The sequence below is a fragment of the Ruegeria sp. CDSC045 genome, from assembly GCF_059610725.1.
Genome location: NZ_JBXWOE010000013.1, coordinates 35,710 through 50,728, shown reverse-complemented (window position 1 = coordinate 50,728; position 15,019 = coordinate 35,710). Strand labels below are relative to the sequence as shown.

Sequence of the window (15,019 nt, the reverse complement as noted above, 5' to 3'; positions counted from 1 at the left end):
AATTGCAGCGCACAAAGGTGAAAACTTGTCGGACCTCCCAGAAAACGCCCGTGATATGTTTTGTTTTGCTATTTACGGGGCCACGCATGCGATCAACCGGACCTATGCGCCATTGCTAAAGCCTCTGGGTCTGACCTACCCACAATACATAACGCTGACATTGCTCTGGGAACGTGATGGGCAGAGCGTAGGCGAACTGGCGGCGCAGCTGGGCATGGAATCCAGCACTCTAACGCCGTTATTGAAGCGCATCGAGAATATGGGGCACGTTGAGCGACGCCGGGGGCAACAGGATGAAAGGCAGGTTTTTGTACACCTCACCGGTTCTGGCCGGGCGATTAAGCCAGTGGCCAAGGATATCACGTCCTGTATCGTCGAAGCGTCAGGGTTGGATCCTAGAGTTCTGGACAACATCGTTTCCGAACTGACCGACCTGTCCCAGAACCTGACGCGCTACAGACAAGGCGAAGCTGAACCATAGGAGCGCGAGAGCATTGGCTGTGTCACATGCGGTTACCAGGTGATTAGGATTTTGCCGCCCTCACGACCTGCTTGCATAACCTGATTAGCATTTCAGCCTCATCCAACGATAGCGATGTGTCTGCGAACACTTTGTCTGTGACGTGACAGCTCGCTGCCAACGCCTTGCGCCCTAAATCTGTTATCACGACAGCCTTTTGGCGCTCGTTGCCTTCTTCCACTTCCCTGGTGATCAGGCCTTTGTCGTTTAGACGACGCAATAGAGGTGTCATAGTGGCCTTGCTGACACCCAATCTGCGCGCCAACTCGGTTATGGAAAGTCCGCTCTCCTCGGCCAATACCATTAGCGCAATGTACTGGCTGTAGGTCAGAGCATGTTCTGACAGCTGCGGCCTATATAGTTGATCAATCGCATTTGATGCGGAATGAACTGCGAAACACAGCTGCTCTTCCAACCTGAGCGTTTCCGGCAGTGATTTAGTCGGCTGGTCGTTCAAATCTTGTATCCCCCGAAAACGGCAACTTGACGCTACTTGGATATAACGCTTGATTGTACGTTTGCAAAGTGTATGTACATTAACTGTTAGTGTACTAACTATATTGAGGATTGACCCATGATCAAGATCACGTCCCTTGCACTTTGCGCTACATTGTTGCCCATGACCGCATTGGCGGATGGCCACCTTATGTCCGAAAACCCAGACGGGGTTCTGACAATCTTTGAAGGAACTTTTGGTGTCACGGAAGGCAAACGTCGCAATCATACCAAAGGCTACTGCATAATCGGCCAATTTGTGCCTCAGGATAAGGAAATTCTAAAATACACAAACAGTCCGATCTTCACGCAGGTCTCTACAATCAACGGGCGCGTGTCGCACAAGGGCGGCAAAAGCAACCCCCCGGATAATAAGTTTGCAGACTACGGCCTTGCCTTTGAAATCGAAACGCCAGAGGGTGACTACCATATCATCAACATGAACACCGAGTCATTCTTTCCAGTGTCTTCTTCAGACGCCTTTATCGAGCTCATCCGCGTAAAAGGGATCGGCAAAGAAGCCGTCGCCGAATTCAAAGAAAACCATCCGGAGTTGGCCACCTATACCGCATTCCATTCAGCGCGCGACAAGACGCTGGTGCCCTATGAAGGATCGACCTACAACAGTATCAACAGCTTCTATCTCATTGACGAAGTGGGTACGCGCACGCCAATTCGCTGGGCATTTGTACCATCCAACGATCAAGGCGTGATACTTGAACCGACGGAGAACTTCTTCTTTGAAAATATGCAAGCCAACCTCAAAAAGGGTGAAGTGGCGTGGGATATGGTGGTTACGTTTGCTCAGGAAGGGGACGACATCCTCAATCCGGCTATCCGCTGGAACGACGACAATCCGAAGATCATTGCAGCCAAGCTGGTCGTGACATCGGCGGTTCGTGAAGAAGATGGAATCTGTGATGAAATGAATTTTGACCCGACTCTGCTGAGCGACGGCTTTGAGCCTTCAGAGGATCCCATGCTTCAGGTCCGCGCAGGCATTTATGCGGCCGGAATCGGGCGACGCCTGTCCGAGAAGTAAAGAATCAGATACTGGCGGCTGGAACTTAGTCCAGCTGCCAGTTTCCAAACATATCATGAAATGGACGCGATCAGCCCTCGGGTGGGAAGGTCTTCAGATACGCGATTAGGTTCAGAATATCTTCTTCCTTTTTCAGCCCCGGAAAGCTCATTTTTGTCTTGGGAAGGAATTCCTTGGGCTTAGTCAGAAAAGCCACCAGGCTTTGATCAACCCAAATCAACCCATTCTCAGCGGCCTCCATCATTGCTGGCGAGTACTTGAAGCCCTCTCTCTGCCCTGCCGCATCTCCGACAATGCCGTTTAATTCGGGTCCGACTTTGTTTTTGGCCCCCTCGCCGACCGCGTGACAGGCTTTACATTTTTTGAAGACCTTCTCCCCAGCTTCAATGTCTTGCGCCAGTACCGGTTGAGACAAAGTCACGATAAACGAAACAGCTGCAAGTGGCCCGGAAAGTTTTGTTGACCAGTAACGATTCATATTAGATCTCCTATTATGGTATATTGTTTACCTGTTTGCAGTGACTAACAAAGATCTCAGGATGAGAACTTACGCCACTTCGGTTCTAGTGGTCCGCGGCCGACCAGCTGCGAGCCAGTACCCCAAACCCATAATGAACACCCCGGCAAATGCATTTCCGGCGGTGACAAAGGCCAGATTGCGCGCGGCGCCGGCAAGCGAAATCGAGCCCGGGTGTTCGGAAAGAAGTGCAACTGAGAACACGGTCATATTTGCGACCGAATGTTCAAACCCTGCGGCGATAAATGCGTAGAGGCAGAACCAGATTATTGCGATCTTGGCCATTTCGTTCTGCGTACGCGAACTACCCCAAATGGCAAGACAGACAAGCCAGTTGCACAGCGCGCCATTCAGGAACAGCTGCAAGGCGGAGCCATGCATTTTCTTTTCGGAGATTGCGTGGATCAGTAGCTTTCCTTCAGCCCCCAATACAACGCCTCCGCCGCCATAGACGAAGAAAACTGCAAGCAGCAGCGCTCCAAACAGATTCCCTACCCAGCTTGCTGCCCAACAAGCGGCGAGGTCTCCCATATTAGTCCGCCCGGTCAGCAGTCCATGTGTCATATACATTGTGTGTCCGGTAAACAGCTCTGATCCGGCAAAGATCACCAGGATCAGCGCCAGTCCAAAACTGGCACCCATGACAATCGGTCGAAGTCCCGGATCGACGTTCTGCCCCACTGAAAAGATCAGCAAGATGCCAAGCCCAACATACGCGCCAGCCATCATCGCCAGCACAAGGAATCCCATGGGATCATCGCGAAGATGTGCCCGCTTGGTGACCGCTGAGTTGGCGAAACCATAAACTGAATCAACGAAGGTCATGTTCGAACTTTCCAGGAAGTAAACGAGTTACAGAAATCGGATGCCCGACCAAAACTGGTAGGCTCCAAAAGAGAGCAAGTGCGGTGGCGAGATAAAAGAACCCAAAGCCTAAACGTATCTGGTCATCCACCAGATACGAGTTGCAAATCCGTATGGGCGCATGAGTGTATAGAAACCCCATAACACCGGTCATCGAAACACACTGTGCTTTTAGGAAACCGCGTAGGATCGGTCCCAACACTGGCCATGTCAGTCCCAGAGGTAGCCCTACAAAAAGGGGCAAAGTGATGAATTTGGCGAAATGCATCGACCAACTTGTCAGGGCACCATCCAGCGATCTGGGTAGCATCCAGAACAGAAGGACTGTGATACCGCCAATCAGAACCGAGCCGATCCATTCATCAGGGATTCTCAATCTGACCCCCAACACATATCCCGCGGCGGCCAACAACGGGAATTGTACAAGCATGTGCAAAACCGGATCCGCTGCTACAAACGGCTGTACAGCAAAAGCTGCCACGAACAGGGCCGGTGCAGAAAGCATGTTCAGATACCGGCTCATGACGATCGCTCGACCGCCTCAACAACCTGATCTATCGCATCTGTATCAAAGACACCGGACAACCTATCTCTTCTGTCTATCAGCAGCACAGCAGTGTTGTGCTGGAAACCTCCCCAGCCGTCGGGGATCACCGTCACCTGGAAGAAATCCAGCACCAGATCCAAATCAGCATTCGCCAGCCGGGCCACGGTCCAAGGATCGCCTGCCGCGGAGTGCGCTTCGGCGTATGTTTGTAAAGCGGCAAGATCATCGGCTTCGGGATCAAAGCTAACCGACAACATGCGCGTTCGAACATCTGTCTCTGACAAAGCATCGCGCAATTCGGCAAACTCCCCGCCGGAGGTCTGACAAATTGTTGGGCAGGTCGTGTAAATGAACTCCAACAATACGATCTCGTTACTCAGAGGCCGCAATGATTGCGTCGACCCAGCCATATCCTCAACGATAAACTCGGGCACAATTGGCTGGGTCTGGAACACCTCGTAGCGCCGCGCTCCTTCGGCGGTAAAAGCATGCAGCCCATCCGTTGCTTGGTAAAGACTGGCGCCGCCCAGAAACGCGGCGCTAAGTGTGAGTGGGATTGTGGGCCTCATTCTCCGGCCCTTTTCCTCAGAAGGCCGGCTATGTAGCCCAGCACCAACAATGCGGTTGCCAATACGACGATTGTCGCAAAGACCGTGGCAAGTTGGCTTTGGAACTGCCACTGCTCATAATGCACAGCCCAGCGGCGTGGGATCGAGCTTGCGCCGGACCACAAGAACATCAAGACGAACCCAACGCCACCGAAAACATAGGCGAGGAAAGCGAAACGGTCCAAGTTGGACGGAGTTGAGCGCTTTGCATCGCGGACCAGCCACGCACAGAAACCAAACGCCATCGCGACCTCACCCAAAAGCAGATAGGTGTGAAAGTGGCCTGGCACCCATTGTGTGTTGTGCATCAGCTTGTTGACCGAAACCATTCCGTCGATCATCGCCGGGATTGATCCCAGACCCCAACCGCCGACGCCAAGAACCAGAAGCTTCGACGCGAGATCCCATTTTAGACCCGAACCTTTGACGTAAACAGCCAGAGAAAAAACCGTGATCCCAAGCAGCGGCACGCCTGATGCGTATGAGATGATCTGCCCAGTTGCCAACGCCCAGACCGGCATATTGACGTCCTGAAGCAGGTGGTGAAAGTAAACAATCTGAACAAAGACAACTACGGCGGCCCAACCCATCACGAACACACGGGTCGTTTTCCACGGCCTGCCGGTGTACTCTGGGATCAACTCATAAACTGCGGTAACGGCCATGTAGATCGTCGCATTGATGAAGACATGACCAAAAAAGTAGATTGCGTTTTTTGCCAGAAGCGCATTAACAGCGAAATCCGGGAATAGCAGGTTTACGATACTTGCAACCAGGACAATCGCGCCGAAAACAATCCCGATCGAGTTGAAGATCACAACACTGGACGCCGCGACAATCGTGGGCGGAGGAGCAGTGCTGGTATCCCCGCTAATAAGGAATTTCCAGCCCAGCCCGCCGAAAAGGCCACCGAATGACTTGGAAATCTTGTAGCCGACTTCAAGGTAGTACAGTAGAAAGCCAACCCCGATGAACACATAGCCCAGACAAAAGGCGATAGCAGATCCTGCTTCCCAAACGCCGCCAGAGATGGCGGGCAGTGGAAACAGGAACGTCCAGGCCCCGCCAAATCCACCGACAAAGATTGAGGTGAGAATAAAGACCACTCCCAACAGGAACAGACCCAGAAACGCCACATAAATCTTTGTGTTCAATGAGATGTGGCGGCCCAGGAAATACCACATGATAGCTGCGCCGGACAAGGCGGCCGAACCAACCATTCCCGCTCCGTGCGCTGTCAAAAGCTGATAGAAGAACTCGGGATCAAGTTCCAACAGCCCACCCTGAGCGGCACGCATGATCAAGCCAAAAATCATCATCAATAAAAACACGACACCGGCCAAACCCATCGTCAGCTTTATCAGTCCTGCCTGTGGGTTTTGTGCCGATATATCAGATTTGAATGCTACATTTGTCATCAGTTCGTCTCCACGACTTCGAATTCATTGACCATGTCGTGGTGGGCTACGCCGCAATACTCCATGCAAAGAATCTGGTAGGTGCCCGTTTCATCGAAAGTGTGCACTAAGGTGTTGGTGTATCCGGGCATAGCCTGAACCTGCGCGACCAAACGCATGTCCGGTGTGTAAATGCCCATGCCATGCGTCACGTCCTCGGTTGTCACATTAAAGGCGACCTGCCGGCCAAGCGGGATCTCAACCGTGTCAGTGTCCCACCACCACTGACCGCCAGAAATATTGACCACCAAAGCGTCAGCGCCAGCTGACTTATTCGGCCATTCTCTGAGTGTTCCCACCGATAGAATGATTCCAAAAATGATCAGTCCCCACAGCAGCACAGTGCGCCTTTTGTTTACGCCGGCGTCTGCCGAGGGGCCGGCTGTGGCAAAAACTGCCCTGCAATAAAACAGGGCCACGACGGCCATCAGCACAAGGCTGATCAATAGAATCGTTGGTTGCATGTTCCCTCGCATCGTTCATTTGCTAGGTCACGATTATTAATTGGTATTTTAAATGTCAATTTAAATTTGCACTACAGATACCAAATAAACTATGTTACGAGATTGACATGCAGCTATCCAAATTTACCGACTACGCATTGAGGACCCTGATGCACCTGGCCGTCACCGAGGGTCATTCTCTGACCACTGGGCAGATCGCCGAAATCCATGAAGCAAAATACAATCACCTCGCGAAGATCACACAATGGCTGGTGAGAGAGGGTTATGTGGCATCCACCCGAGGTCGCGCTGGGGGCGTTTCGCTCGCAAAGCAACCAAATGAGATTAATCTTGGCGAACTTGTCCGCAAACTCGAAAGCCAGTCTGTATTGGTGGAATGTATGCGACCGGATGGCGGCTGCTGCAAGCTGGCCCCCTCCTGCGGCCTTACGGCCTTACTGAGCTCGGCGCAGGACGCGTTTTATGCCGTTCTGGAAGAGGTAACACTTGCAGATCTGACAGTAAAAAATCCAATGATGGAACGGCTCTTGGGGCGATTGAATGCGACAGCATAACCCGTCTGGCTTTGTCGCAAACTTTTTGCTTGATTGCTTGGAGTTCCCCCAACCGACATAATGTACCGGCAAATTTGTGGAGCAGGTGCCCGACGTGATCTCGTTCAAAGGTTGCCATTTTCCCAAGCAGGCCATTCTTCATGCAGTCTATTTCTACCTGCGGTACTCGGTGTCCTTGCGAGATCTGGAGGAGATCCTGGCCGAGCGCGGTGTCACTGTTGATCATGCAACGCTCAGCAGATGGGTGGTTAAATTCTCGCCCTTGGTCGCGATCGAGGCGCATAAGCGAAAGAAGTCCGGCGCCGTTTCCTGGCGAATGGATGAAACCTATCTCAAAGTGCGCGGCCAGTGGATGTATCTCTATCGTGCGATTGATCGTGACGTGAAAACCCTTGACTTCATGCTATCTGAACGCCGGGACACTGCAGCGGCCAAGAAGTTTTTTGCGAAGGCATTGGCCAACAACGGCATTCCATTGTGGATCGTGATCGACAAGAGCGGAGCAAATGCTGCCGGAATCAATGAAGTAAACAAGATCCTCAAGCGATTTGGTTGCCCAACCAAGATCACCGTAGTGAGATCCAAGTACCTAAACAATCGAATTGAGCAAGACCATCGCTTTATCAAACGGCGAACGCGTCCGATGCTTGGATTCAAATCCTTCACGTCAGCGGCAGCGACGCTCGATGGCATCGAAGTTGCTCAAATGATCCGGAAGAAACAATTTGAACTGGAGGGCGACGGCTTCGCGCAGTTTGCGGCTCTCGCTGGATAACCGTGTCTAGTCGTTAGGATATTTTTGCGCTGAGTACGAGTTTGCGACAAAACCCTGCAATCGGAAAATCTGTTGTTCAGGAATAGGAGAAGGGCACGCTGCATCTCTTGAAGATCAGCGTTGGTCATTTTGTCTTTGCACAGTAGATATGCCAATACAAAAAACCCGCAGAGGGCTGATGCGGAACCCTTGTCTTTTTTGCAATCGGGATCAGCGATGGAGCAAAACGCTGATCTCGGCATGGCGGGCAATCTGCGCTGCATGCGTGCCCAATGTAGACAGCTTGCTGTCAGGGCGTGCGGCATTCAGCACAATCAGATCCGCGCCTATTTCTTTGGCTTCCAGCAAAGACTGCTCTCCTATACCGCCGCGTAGGACATGTCGTTTGGCCTCGACCCCGGCTGTCGCCACAAGATTAGCCAATTCGGCCCTTGCACGCTCGTTCGCGGCCTTCTGGCTTTCATCCGAAACGAAGGGTTCAACATAACTGTAAAACCCATATGGCATCACATATGCCACGTGCAATTCGGCCTCGGGAAAGCTGTCTGAGGCATAGCGTACAACACCCTTGCCACTTTCCGCATGGGCAATATCAACGAGGACAAGAACTATTTTGGGTGCCATCTCATCAATCTCCTATTTGCTCAGAGCTTCAGGCAGCCAGGTGGCAAGTCCTGGGAATATCACCAGGATGACAACGAACAGGCACATGACGAGGAACATCGGGAATGATGCCTTCGAGATAAACCCAATATCCTTGCCAGTCATGCCCTGAAGAACAAACAGATTGAAGCCGATCGGCGGAGTAATCTGTGCCATTTCAACCACGATCATCAGATAGACACCGAACCACAGCATGTCGAATCCTGCGGCGCGTACCATCGGCTCTATCACCGCCATCGTCAGCACGATAGAGGACAACCCATCAAGGAACATTCCAAGGATGATATAAAAGACGGTGAGGATTGCAATCAGGGCCAGCGGAGATGGGTTCCATGCGGCGATGACTTCCGCCAAGGCTTTTGGTATGCCGGTGAACCCCATGGCCAAGGATAGAAACCCAGCCCCCATGAGGATCAGCATGATCATGGCGGTGGTTCTAACCGATCCCAACACGCTTTCCTGAAAGCTGTCCCAACTCAAACTACGCTGCACCATGGACAGCAGCAATGCACCAACAACACCAAGCGCTGCCGCCTCGGTGGCGGTTGCTATGCCAGAATAGATCGAACCGATCACGGCTCCGATCAGTAGAAGAACAGGCAAAAGGTCCGCAAGCTTGCGACCCAGGCTAGAGACATCCACATCAAGTACGGGCTTGAATGTGCCTTTGTTGATCAATGACCACGCTGCGACATAGGCCATAAACAACAATGCAAGGCACAGTCCGGGAATCATCGCCGCCATGAACAGCTTCGAGATACTTTCGTTCACCGTGACGCCAAAGATGATCATAGAAATCGAAGGCGGGATCAAAAGCCCTAGTGTGCCTGCGCCTGACAGGGTCCCAATAATCATGTGTTCGGGGTAGTTGCGGGCGCGCAGCTCGGGGATGGACATCTTGCCGACTGTCGCCACGGTTGCCGCTGAAGACCCTGAGATTGCGGCAAACACCGCCGAGGCCCCAATATTGACGTGCAGAAGGCTCCCTGGAAGTCCTTTCAGAAACGGGGCCAGCCCTTTGAACAACGTTTCGCTTAGCTTCGTTCGGAACAAAATCTCACCCATCCAAATGAAAAGTGGTAGTGCGGTTAAGGTCCAAGAGGATTGCTCTCCCCAAATCGTGACGGCCATCGAATCGCCGATGGGTGCGGATGTGAAGAGGGCCATGCCCACGATGGCAGTGGCCAATAGCGCGGCCCCCACCCAAACGCCGAACCCCAGCAGTATGAAGAGGGTTGACAGGAAAACGATAATGGAGATTGTTTCGCTCATACTTCGTTCGGCCCTTCATGCCCGGCAGTTTCGGGATTGATCGCTTCGTAGTCGAAAAGCGATTGCAAAAATGTGTGCAATGCCGCGATGGCCAGCAGTATGGCGCCAATGGCGACGGGGGTTTGTGGAATCCACAACAGCACAGCGTCCGCGCCCTCGCTGCGTTCGCCAAAGTCGTAGCTGTCATATGCGAGGCGGATCATGTAGTATGCGACAAAGACCGTGATAACGGACATAAAGCCGAGACAGAAGATCTCAATACCCCTGCGTGGCGTGTGGCCCATCCGCTGGATCAGCAGTTGAACCCTGATATGCCCATTGCTTCGGAATGTGTAGGCAAGCGCCAGAAAGGTGCTTGTCGCCATGACGTAGCCGGCAAAATCCGTGGCACCACCGGCATAAAGCCCAAATGCGCGTGCTAGGATACTATATAGCACCAACCCGCAAAGCAGGATCAACAATCCGCCAGCGAAAAACGCGCCAACTTTGTAGACCTGATCCATGATGGAAGACAGTCGCTGCACGGCAGGTTCCTTTTCAAAAAGATAAAACGCAACCCCCCCGGAGGAAAAAGAGGTTGCGCTTTGGTTGTGGTCAGTTTGTGGTCGAATATGCGTCCAGAACCTGTTGCCCTTTTTCACCTGCTCGTTCCAGCCAGGCGTCGCGCAACTCTGTGCCGACCCGCTCGAATTCGACCTGCATCGCGTCGTTTAAAGGAGCAACCTGCATGCCGTTGGCCTGGAATTGCTCGACATACCAGCTGTCAAGCGCTTCGGCCTTGGCCCAGCATTTCTCTTCTGCGTTGGCGGCTGCAGTTTCTATTGTAGACTTGGTCTCATCGCTCAGCCGGTTCCAAGCCTTGCCGTTCACGATTACCATGTTGCGTGGCAGCCAGGCTTTCACGTCATAATAGTAATCGACATGCTCCCAGAGTTTGCGGTCATAGCCGGTCGAGCCTGAAGAGATCATCGATTGCGCCACGCCGGTGGCAAAAGCCTGCGCAAGTTCAGCCGCTTCGATCTTGGTCGGCACCATACCCAAACCTTCGGCCATTTTTGAGGTCGTCGCGTTGTAGGCGCGGAACTTCAGGCCAGCAACGTCGTCAAGGCTGTTGGCCTCCTGAACGGAATAGAAGCCCTGTGGTGGCCAGGGGCAGGAATATAGAAAGTGCAGCCGCGCGTCTTCCAGGGTCTCTACCAGCGCTGGCTTTGACACTTCGTAAAGACGCTTGGCATCCCCGAAACCCGAGGCCAGAAACGGAACACTGTCGATTTCGTACAGTGCATCATCGTTGCCAAGTGCCGAAATCAAACGCTCGCCGATCGGTGCTAAGCCTTTTCGCACAGCGCCAAAGATTTCTGATCCGCCAAAAAGCGAGCCTCCTGGATGCGTCACGATTTCAAGATCAGAATTGGCGGTCACTTCCGCCGCGAACTCGGCCGCTATTTCCGAATGGTAGTTGGTTGCAGAATACGCCAGCGCCATATCCCATTTTTCAGCTGCTGCAGTACCGACAGCGCCGACTGTGACCGAAGCGGCCAGAATTGTTCTTGTAAGGTTCATTCGCAAGCTCCCATGGTATGTTTCTTAACTTGATCCTCAGACTAAGCAGGGTCGCTGAACAGCGTCAAATTGACGGGTTTTTTATCTAATCCGTGAAACTGACGGGTTCGTTTGGTGCACGTGCAATTTTCTGTTGAAATCGGTTATGGAGGAGCTTCTCGCGCCGTTGAAACAGGTCTAGTCTCGCCCCTGATGAAACACCTAAACTATGGTAAACTCGGAATCCTTTCGCTCGATACTGCATTTGATCGGATCCCCGGTGATTCGGGCTGTCCAGAAACGTATCCGTTCGACTGCATAGTGAAGATTGTCCCGAAGGCTGAAAGCAATGTGATTGTCGCTGATACGCCGCCGTGTAGCCGTTTATTGCAGGGTTTTACCGAAGCTGCCCAGGAGTTGGAGGCTAAGGGCGCGCGGGCCATCGTTTCGACCTGTGGCTTCTTGATCCTAGCTCAACATGACATCGCAAGGGCGGTTCGCATTCCTGTCATGATGTCTGCATTGTCCTTGGTTCCGATGCTTTTCGCTGTTCACCCAGGTAAAATCGGGATTCTTACAGCGTCGGAAACATCACTTGGACCAAATATCAAGATGCAGGCGGGGATCAAGCAAGGCAATACCGTGATTGCGGGCCTTGACCGACATACCCTCTTTCGCGAGTGCTTTCTGGTGCCCAAAGCAAGGCAGCCAAGAAAGTTCGATGTCGCCAGTATGCGCCAGATAGTCGTCGGCGAAGCGACACGCTTGGCCGAGACACATTCCGATCTTGGTGCATTTGTTTTGGAATGCGGGAATCTGCCACCCTATGCTGCCAATATTCGACTTGCGACCGGCAAACCGGTCTATTCAATTGTCGAGGCAGCAGAATTGCTGATGCGCAGCACACCTGCAGGCATTAGCTAGCTACTCGTAGATGCCTTGGCTGGGCGCTTCCAATCGTGTTGGGCCACGAAAACTTGTTAGCCAGCGCAATGGTCGCATCAGCGGTTTTGACACCAGCGATTGACGAGATTTCGTCCAACAGTGCATCCAGATCCTCTTGATGTGGGGTGCGCACCATGCAGACAAAATTGTAGCGCCCAGTAACGCTCAAACATTCCTCAATTTCGGAAAATGCTCGCAAGGCAATGATGACGTTTCGGCTTAAGGCTCGATCACAGATCAAATGCACCATTGCGCGTGTCTCAAAGATGTTTTCTTCTTCTTGAACTATTGCGGCATAGCCCAGAATTACTTTCTCGCGCTCCAGCCGCGCCACCCGCTCGCTGACGGTTGTGCGGGCGGTGCCAAGACGTCGGGATAGCTCCGACGTGGAAAGCCGTGCATCTTCCGTCAGCAGTGCAATAATATTTCGGTCGATGGCATCTAGTTTTCGCATTTTTCCCCCAAGACTAAGTAAGTGTCGTCAGGCAGCTTGGCAGAAAACTGACCATGCAAATAATGCTGTTTATACGCATAAGCATGAACTAAAATCATGACATGCGTCGTTACCTTCCTTCTCTTTCTGCGCTTCAGGCTTTCGAAGCCTCTGCGACCACGCTCAGTTTCACACGCGCGGGAGAAGAACTGGGACGTACACAAAGTGGGATCAGTCGACAGGTCTCTAACCTGGAAAACCTATTGGGAATCAATCTTTTCGAGCGGTTCGGGCCGAGGCTTGTGCTGACGGATGCAGGGCGTAGCTATGCCAGACGTGTGTCGGATATTCTGGGTCAGTTGGAAGAAGCGTCAATTGACGTTGTGCGTGGAAGCCGGTCAACAGATGCGCTGCAGATTGGCGTGCAGGACAGCCTTGCCAGCCGTTGGCTGGTTCCGCGAATGAAGCACTTCATGAAACTCCACCCAGATAAACCGTTCAACGTATTGCCCATCCGTGGCGAGGTCGATTTTGACGCGGGCAGCCCGGATATTGCAGTTGTGCGCGGGCCTGGCGCCTGGCGTGACGCCATGTCATTCAAGTTGATTGACGAACAAGTTGCAGCCGTAGCATCGCCTGACCTTGTTTCGCCAGGTGCTACACTTAAACTTGCCGACCACGAAAAATTCGCCAAGATTCAGAACGCGCACCGGCCAGATTCATGGCTTCGTTGGTTAGAGGCAAAGGAGATCGCCCATCTAGGACCAATTTCCGGGCCGCGTTTTTCTCAGACAACCATGGTGATTGAAGCGGCAGTTGCGGGTATAGGCTTAGCAATACTACCAGTCTTCATGATCCAAGATCATCTGGCTGATGGCCGACTACATACGCCTTTCGGTGAAGCTGTTTCTAGCGGCTTTAGCTACTATGTGGTTTATCCTGAAACGGCGCGTCCCTCGGCGCAGATCCTTGCCTTTCGGGACTGGATCATGGCGGAAACCCGCAGCTTAAGATGACGCATGTATGCGCCTGATGTACCGTTCCGGACGGAAAGCATAGGAGTCGATCTGCGGAGTGTTACCTTCAATCAGATCACCCAGAATACTTGCCGTTCCTGGCCCGGTTGAAAAGCCAATATGCTGATGCCCGAAGGCCACTGAAACCCCTTTTGCATCAGGCAAAATACCGATGCAAGGGCAACTATCAGGGAAGGTTGGTCGCGCTCCCATCCAGTCAGGTCCTGGGTAACGATGGCCCAAGTCGATGGCCTGGCGCGCCGCAGTCTCAGCGAGATCCAGTTGACCAGCCCGCGGAGCCGCCCCAAGATTATTGAGTTCAACTCCTGAAGTGAGGCGCAGCCTCCGATGCATCGGAGAGAGAACATAGGCGCCACCGGTATCATAAACAGGACGATTCAGCACCGGACCATTTCTGCCGCTAGCACCAGAGAAATGCCGATGATACCCGCGCTCGAACGCCATCGGAACAGAGAAACCCGCAGAGGAAAGGGCTTCCTTGCTCCAGGGCCCCATACAGATCACCAGATGATCGGGGGTGAGACGTTCGCCGTTTGACAGAATGAGCTCGGGGGAATGGGGACCCAGCAATAGGTGGCTGACATTGGCTTGACGGAGATGTCCGCCTTCGGCAGCGAAAAGCCGTGCGTAGCTGGTCACAAGTTCCCCGGGATCGCTGATCGAAGCACTGTTCTGTATCCAAACAGCCTTGGGAAAGATTGGAGCAAGGCTCGGCTCCATCTGCTGTAGCACATTGCGGTCAATCGTCTTGTGGCGAACATCGAATTGTCCAAGCAATTCGCGCAATAGAACTGATCTCGCGTAGGCCAGATCGGACCGGTAGAGAAACAGCCAACCTCTCTCGGACAATAGTGCGTCCTGTCCGGCTTGACCAATCAGCTTCTTATGCCCCGTCAACGAAAGCTGAATCAATGCATCGAGTGCGCAGGCTGTGCGTTCAAACTGATACCTTCGCGCATTTACTACGAAAGGGAGGGCCCAACTCAAATTGGCCATCAAATAGCGCCAGCTGTATCGAAGTCCATTGCGGCGATGGGCAATCAGAGCAGGCAGGTCCCGCAGCATCGTCGGGTTATTGAGTGGCATCAAAGACGAGCGGGCCAAAACTCCAGCGTTACCGAACGACGTTTCGGAACCCGGCGCGCTGCGATCCAGCAGACTGACATTTGCGCCCCGGCGTAACAGATGAATAGCGACACAAACCCCGACCATGCCCGCCCCCACTACGATCACGTCTTTCCCATTTAGGTTCTGGTGTTCGGTGTGAGCCTTCGCCATTCTGGC

19 protein-coding genes are annotated in these 15,019 nt (G+C 52.9%); 6 read left to right on the top strand and 13 right to left on the bottom strand.

Going from position 1 to position 15,019, the window contains the following annotated elements:
* Nucleotides 1-25: 25 nt before the first annotated feature.
* Nucleotides 26-481 (top strand): MarR family winged helix-turn-helix transcriptional regulator, encoded by a 456-nt coding sequence (locus tag AC2FH6_RS18880; protein ID WP_496703927.1) that lies wholly within the window; start codon nt 26-28, stop codon nt 479-481.
* Between the two features lie 43 nt (nt 482-524).
* Here the strand turns inward: AC2FH6_RS18880 and AC2FH6_RS18875 are convergent, their stop codons facing one another.
* Complete coding sequence (locus AC2FH6_RS18875; protein ID WP_496703926.1) at nt 525-977, bottom strand: MarR family winged helix-turn-helix transcriptional regulator; 453 nt, start codon at nt 975-977, stop codon at nt 525-527.
* A gap of 117 nt (nt 978-1,094) precedes the next feature.
* On the opposite strand from AC2FH6_RS18875, the gene AC2FH6_RS18870 reads away from it, so the two are divergent.
* On the top strand, nt 1,095-2,057 hold the full coding sequence (locus tag AC2FH6_RS18870) for a catalase (RefSeq protein ID WP_496703925.1): 963 nt from the start codon (nt 1,095-1,097) through the stop codon (nt 2,055-2,057).
* Between the two features lie 70 nt (nt 2,058-2,127).
* On the opposite strand, the gene AC2FH6_RS18865 is transcribed toward AC2FH6_RS18870, so the two are convergent.
* The 6 genes from AC2FH6_RS18865 to AC2FH6_RS18840 form a co-directional block, all read right to left on the bottom strand.
* Nucleotides 2,128-2,535, bottom strand: a complete 408-nt coding sequence (locus AC2FH6_RS18865; protein WP_496703924.1) for a c-type cytochrome — start codon at nt 2,533-2,535, stop codon at nt 2,128-2,130.
* Between the two features lie 69 nt (nt 2,536-2,604).
* Nucleotides 2,605-3,399, bottom strand: coding sequence for a formate/nitrite transporter family protein (locus tag AC2FH6_RS18860; RefSeq protein WP_496703923.1), 795 nt, complete (start codon nt 3,397-3,399; stop codon nt 2,605-2,607).
* Nucleotides 3,386-3,961 carry a hypothetical protein gene (locus AC2FH6_RS18855; RefSeq protein WP_496703922.1) on the bottom strand — a complete coding sequence of 192 codons (576 nt, stop codon included), beginning with the start codon at nt 3,959-3,961 and terminating at the stop codon, nt 3,386-3,388. Before AC2FH6_RS18855 ends, AC2FH6_RS18860 begins: the two co-directional genes overlap by 14 nt.
* Nucleotides 3,958-4,554: an SCO family protein gene (locus AC2FH6_RS18850; RefSeq protein ID WP_496703921.1), complete on the bottom strand. Its 597-nt coding sequence runs from the start codon at nt 4,552-4,554 to the stop codon at nt 3,958-3,960. Before AC2FH6_RS18850 ends, AC2FH6_RS18855 begins: the two co-directional genes overlap by 4 nt.
* Nucleotides 4,551-6,011, bottom strand: a complete 1,461-nt coding sequence (locus tag AC2FH6_RS18845; RefSeq protein WP_496703920.1) for a cbb3-type cytochrome c oxidase subunit I — start codon at nt 6,009-6,011, stop codon at nt 4,551-4,553. The genes AC2FH6_RS18850 and AC2FH6_RS18845 overlap by 4 nt, the downstream gene beginning before the upstream one ends.
* On the bottom strand, nt 6,011-6,514 hold the full coding sequence (locus tag AC2FH6_RS18840) for a cytochrome C oxidase subunit I (RefSeq protein WP_496703919.1): 504 nt from the start codon (nt 6,512-6,514) through the stop codon (nt 6,011-6,013). Before AC2FH6_RS18840 ends, AC2FH6_RS18845 begins: the two co-directional genes overlap by 1 nt.
* A 107-nt stretch (nt 6,515-6,621) precedes the next feature.
* Here AC2FH6_RS18840 and AC2FH6_RS18835 point away from each other — a divergent pair, with 107 nt between their 5' ends.
* Both AC2FH6_RS18835 and AC2FH6_RS18830 read left to right on the top strand, forming a co-directional pair.
* Nucleotides 6,622-7,068 carry an RrF2 family transcriptional regulator gene (locus AC2FH6_RS18835; RefSeq protein ID WP_496703918.1) on the top strand — a complete coding sequence of 149 codons (447 nt, stop codon included), beginning with the start codon at nt 6,622-6,624 and terminating at the stop codon, nt 7,066-7,068.
* Between the two features lie 94 nt (nt 7,069-7,162).
* Entirely contained in the window at nt 7,163-7,843 is a 681-nt protein-coding gene (locus AC2FH6_RS18830) for an IS6 family transposase (RefSeq protein WP_496703995.1), read from the top strand.
* Nucleotides 7,844-8,053: 210 nt separating this feature from the next.
* Here the strand turns inward: AC2FH6_RS18830 and AC2FH6_RS18825 are convergent, their stop codons facing one another.
* The 4 genes from AC2FH6_RS18825 to AC2FH6_RS18810 all read right to left on the bottom strand — a co-directional run bounded on the left by AC2FH6_RS18825 (nt 8,054) and on the right by AC2FH6_RS18810 (nt 11,341).
* The gene (locus AC2FH6_RS18825; protein ID WP_496703917.1) at nt 8,054-8,467 is read right to left on the bottom strand and encodes a universal stress protein; all 414 of its coding nucleotides are present in this window, start codon (nt 8,465-8,467) and stop codon (nt 8,054-8,056) included.
* A 12-nt stretch (nt 8,468-8,479) separates the two neighbouring features.
* Nucleotides 8,480-9,778, bottom strand: a complete 1,299-nt coding sequence (locus AC2FH6_RS18820) for a TRAP transporter large permease (protein WP_496703916.1) — start codon at nt 9,776-9,778, stop codon at nt 8,480-8,482.
* Nucleotides 9,775-10,302 carry a TRAP transporter small permease subunit gene (locus AC2FH6_RS18815; RefSeq protein ID WP_496703915.1) on the bottom strand — a complete coding sequence of 176 codons (528 nt, stop codon included), beginning with the start codon at nt 10,300-10,302 and terminating at the stop codon, nt 9,775-9,777. The genes AC2FH6_RS18820 and AC2FH6_RS18815 overlap by 4 nt, the downstream gene beginning before the upstream one ends.
* A gap of 70 nt (nt 10,303-10,372) precedes the next feature.
* Nucleotides 10,373-11,341 carry a TRAP transporter substrate-binding protein gene (locus AC2FH6_RS18810; protein ID WP_496703914.1) on the bottom strand — a complete coding sequence of 323 codons (969 nt, stop codon included), beginning with the start codon at nt 11,339-11,341 and terminating at the stop codon, nt 10,373-10,375.
* A gap of 114 nt (nt 11,342-11,455) precedes the next feature.
* Here AC2FH6_RS18810 and AC2FH6_RS18805 point away from each other — a divergent pair, with 114 nt between their 5' ends.
* Nucleotides 11,456-12,244 carry an aspartate/glutamate racemase family protein gene (locus tag AC2FH6_RS18805; RefSeq protein WP_496703913.1) on the top strand — a complete coding sequence of 263 codons (789 nt, stop codon included), beginning with the start codon at nt 11,456-11,458 and terminating at the stop codon, nt 12,242-12,244.
* On the opposite strand, the gene AC2FH6_RS18800 is transcribed toward AC2FH6_RS18805, so the two are convergent.
* Nucleotides 12,237-12,719 carry an Lrp/AsnC family transcriptional regulator gene (locus AC2FH6_RS18800; protein WP_496703912.1) on the bottom strand — a complete coding sequence of 161 codons (483 nt, stop codon included), beginning with the start codon at nt 12,717-12,719 and terminating at the stop codon, nt 12,237-12,239. The genes AC2FH6_RS18805 and AC2FH6_RS18800 overlap by 8 nt on opposite strands.
* Nucleotides 12,720-12,820: 101 nt before the next feature.
* Here AC2FH6_RS18800 and AC2FH6_RS18795 point away from each other — a divergent pair, with 101 nt between their 5' ends.
* Entirely contained in the window at nt 12,821-13,714 is an 894-nt protein-coding gene (locus AC2FH6_RS18795; RefSeq protein ID WP_496703911.1) for a LysR substrate-binding domain-containing protein, read from the top strand.
* Here the strand turns inward: AC2FH6_RS18795 and AC2FH6_RS18790 are convergent.
* Nucleotides 13,706-15,013 carry an NAD(P)/FAD-dependent oxidoreductase gene (locus AC2FH6_RS18790; protein ID WP_496703910.1) on the bottom strand — a complete coding sequence of 436 codons (1,308 nt, stop codon included), beginning with the start codon at nt 15,011-15,013 and terminating at the stop codon, nt 13,706-13,708. The genes AC2FH6_RS18795 and AC2FH6_RS18790 overlap by 9 nt on opposite strands.
* Between the last annotated feature and the right edge of the window lie 6 nt (nt 15,014-15,019).

What these genes read in the sequence shown, in the direction of transcription:
- AC2FH6_RS18870 (WP_496703925.1), top strand. Translation starts at nt 1,095, where the DNA reads ATGATCAAGATCACGTCCCTTGCACTTTGCGCTACATTGTTGCCCATG.
- AC2FH6_RS18800 (WP_496703912.1), bottom strand. Translation starts at nt 12,719, where the DNA reads ATGCGAAAACTAGATGCCATCGACCGAAATATTATTGCACTGCTGACG.
- AC2FH6_RS18850 (WP_496703921.1), bottom strand. Translation starts at nt 4,554, where the DNA reads ATGAGGCCCACAATCCCACTCACACTTAGCGCCGCGTTTCTGGGCGGC.
- AC2FH6_RS18825 (WP_496703917.1), bottom strand. Translation starts at nt 8,467, where the DNA reads ATGGCACCCAAAATAGTTCTTGTCCTCGTTGATATTGCCCATGCGGAA.
- AC2FH6_RS18855 (WP_496703922.1), bottom strand. Translation starts at nt 3,961, where the DNA reads ATGAGCCGGTATCTGAACATGCTTTCTGCACCGGCCCTGTTCGTGGCA.
- AC2FH6_RS18865 (WP_496703924.1), bottom strand. Translation starts at nt 2,535, where the DNA reads ATGAATCGTTACTGGTCAACAAAACTTTCCGGGCCACTTGCAGCTGTT.
- AC2FH6_RS18820 (WP_496703916.1), bottom strand. Translation starts at nt 9,778, where the DNA reads ATGAGCGAAACAATCTCCATTATCGTTTTCCTGTCAACCCTCTTCATA.
- AC2FH6_RS18810 (WP_496703914.1), bottom strand. Translation starts at nt 11,341, where the DNA reads ATGAACCTTACAAGAACAATTCTGGCCGCTTCGGTCACAGTCGGCGCT.
- AC2FH6_RS18860 (WP_496703923.1), bottom strand. Translation starts at nt 3,399, where the DNA reads ATGACCTTCGTTGATTCAGTTTATGGTTTCGCCAACTCAGCGGTCACC.
- AC2FH6_RS18845 (WP_496703920.1), bottom strand. Translation starts at nt 6,011, where the DNA reads ATGACAAATGTAGCATTCAAATCTGATATATCGGCACAAAACCCACAG.
- AC2FH6_RS18795 (WP_496703911.1), top strand. Translation starts at nt 12,821, where the DNA reads ATGCGTCGTTACCTTCCTTCTCTTTCTGCGCTTCAGGCTTTCGAAGCC.
- AC2FH6_RS18790 (WP_496703910.1), bottom strand. Translation starts at nt 15,013, where the DNA reads ATGGCGAAGGCTCACACCGAACACCAGAACCTAAATGGGAAAGACGTG.
- AC2FH6_RS18840 (WP_496703919.1), bottom strand. Translation starts at nt 6,514, where the DNA reads ATGCAACCAACGATTCTATTGATCAGCCTTGTGCTGATGGCCGTCGTG.
- AC2FH6_RS18835 (WP_496703918.1), top strand. Translation starts at nt 6,622, where the DNA reads ATGCAGCTATCCAAATTTACCGACTACGCATTGAGGACCCTGATGCAC.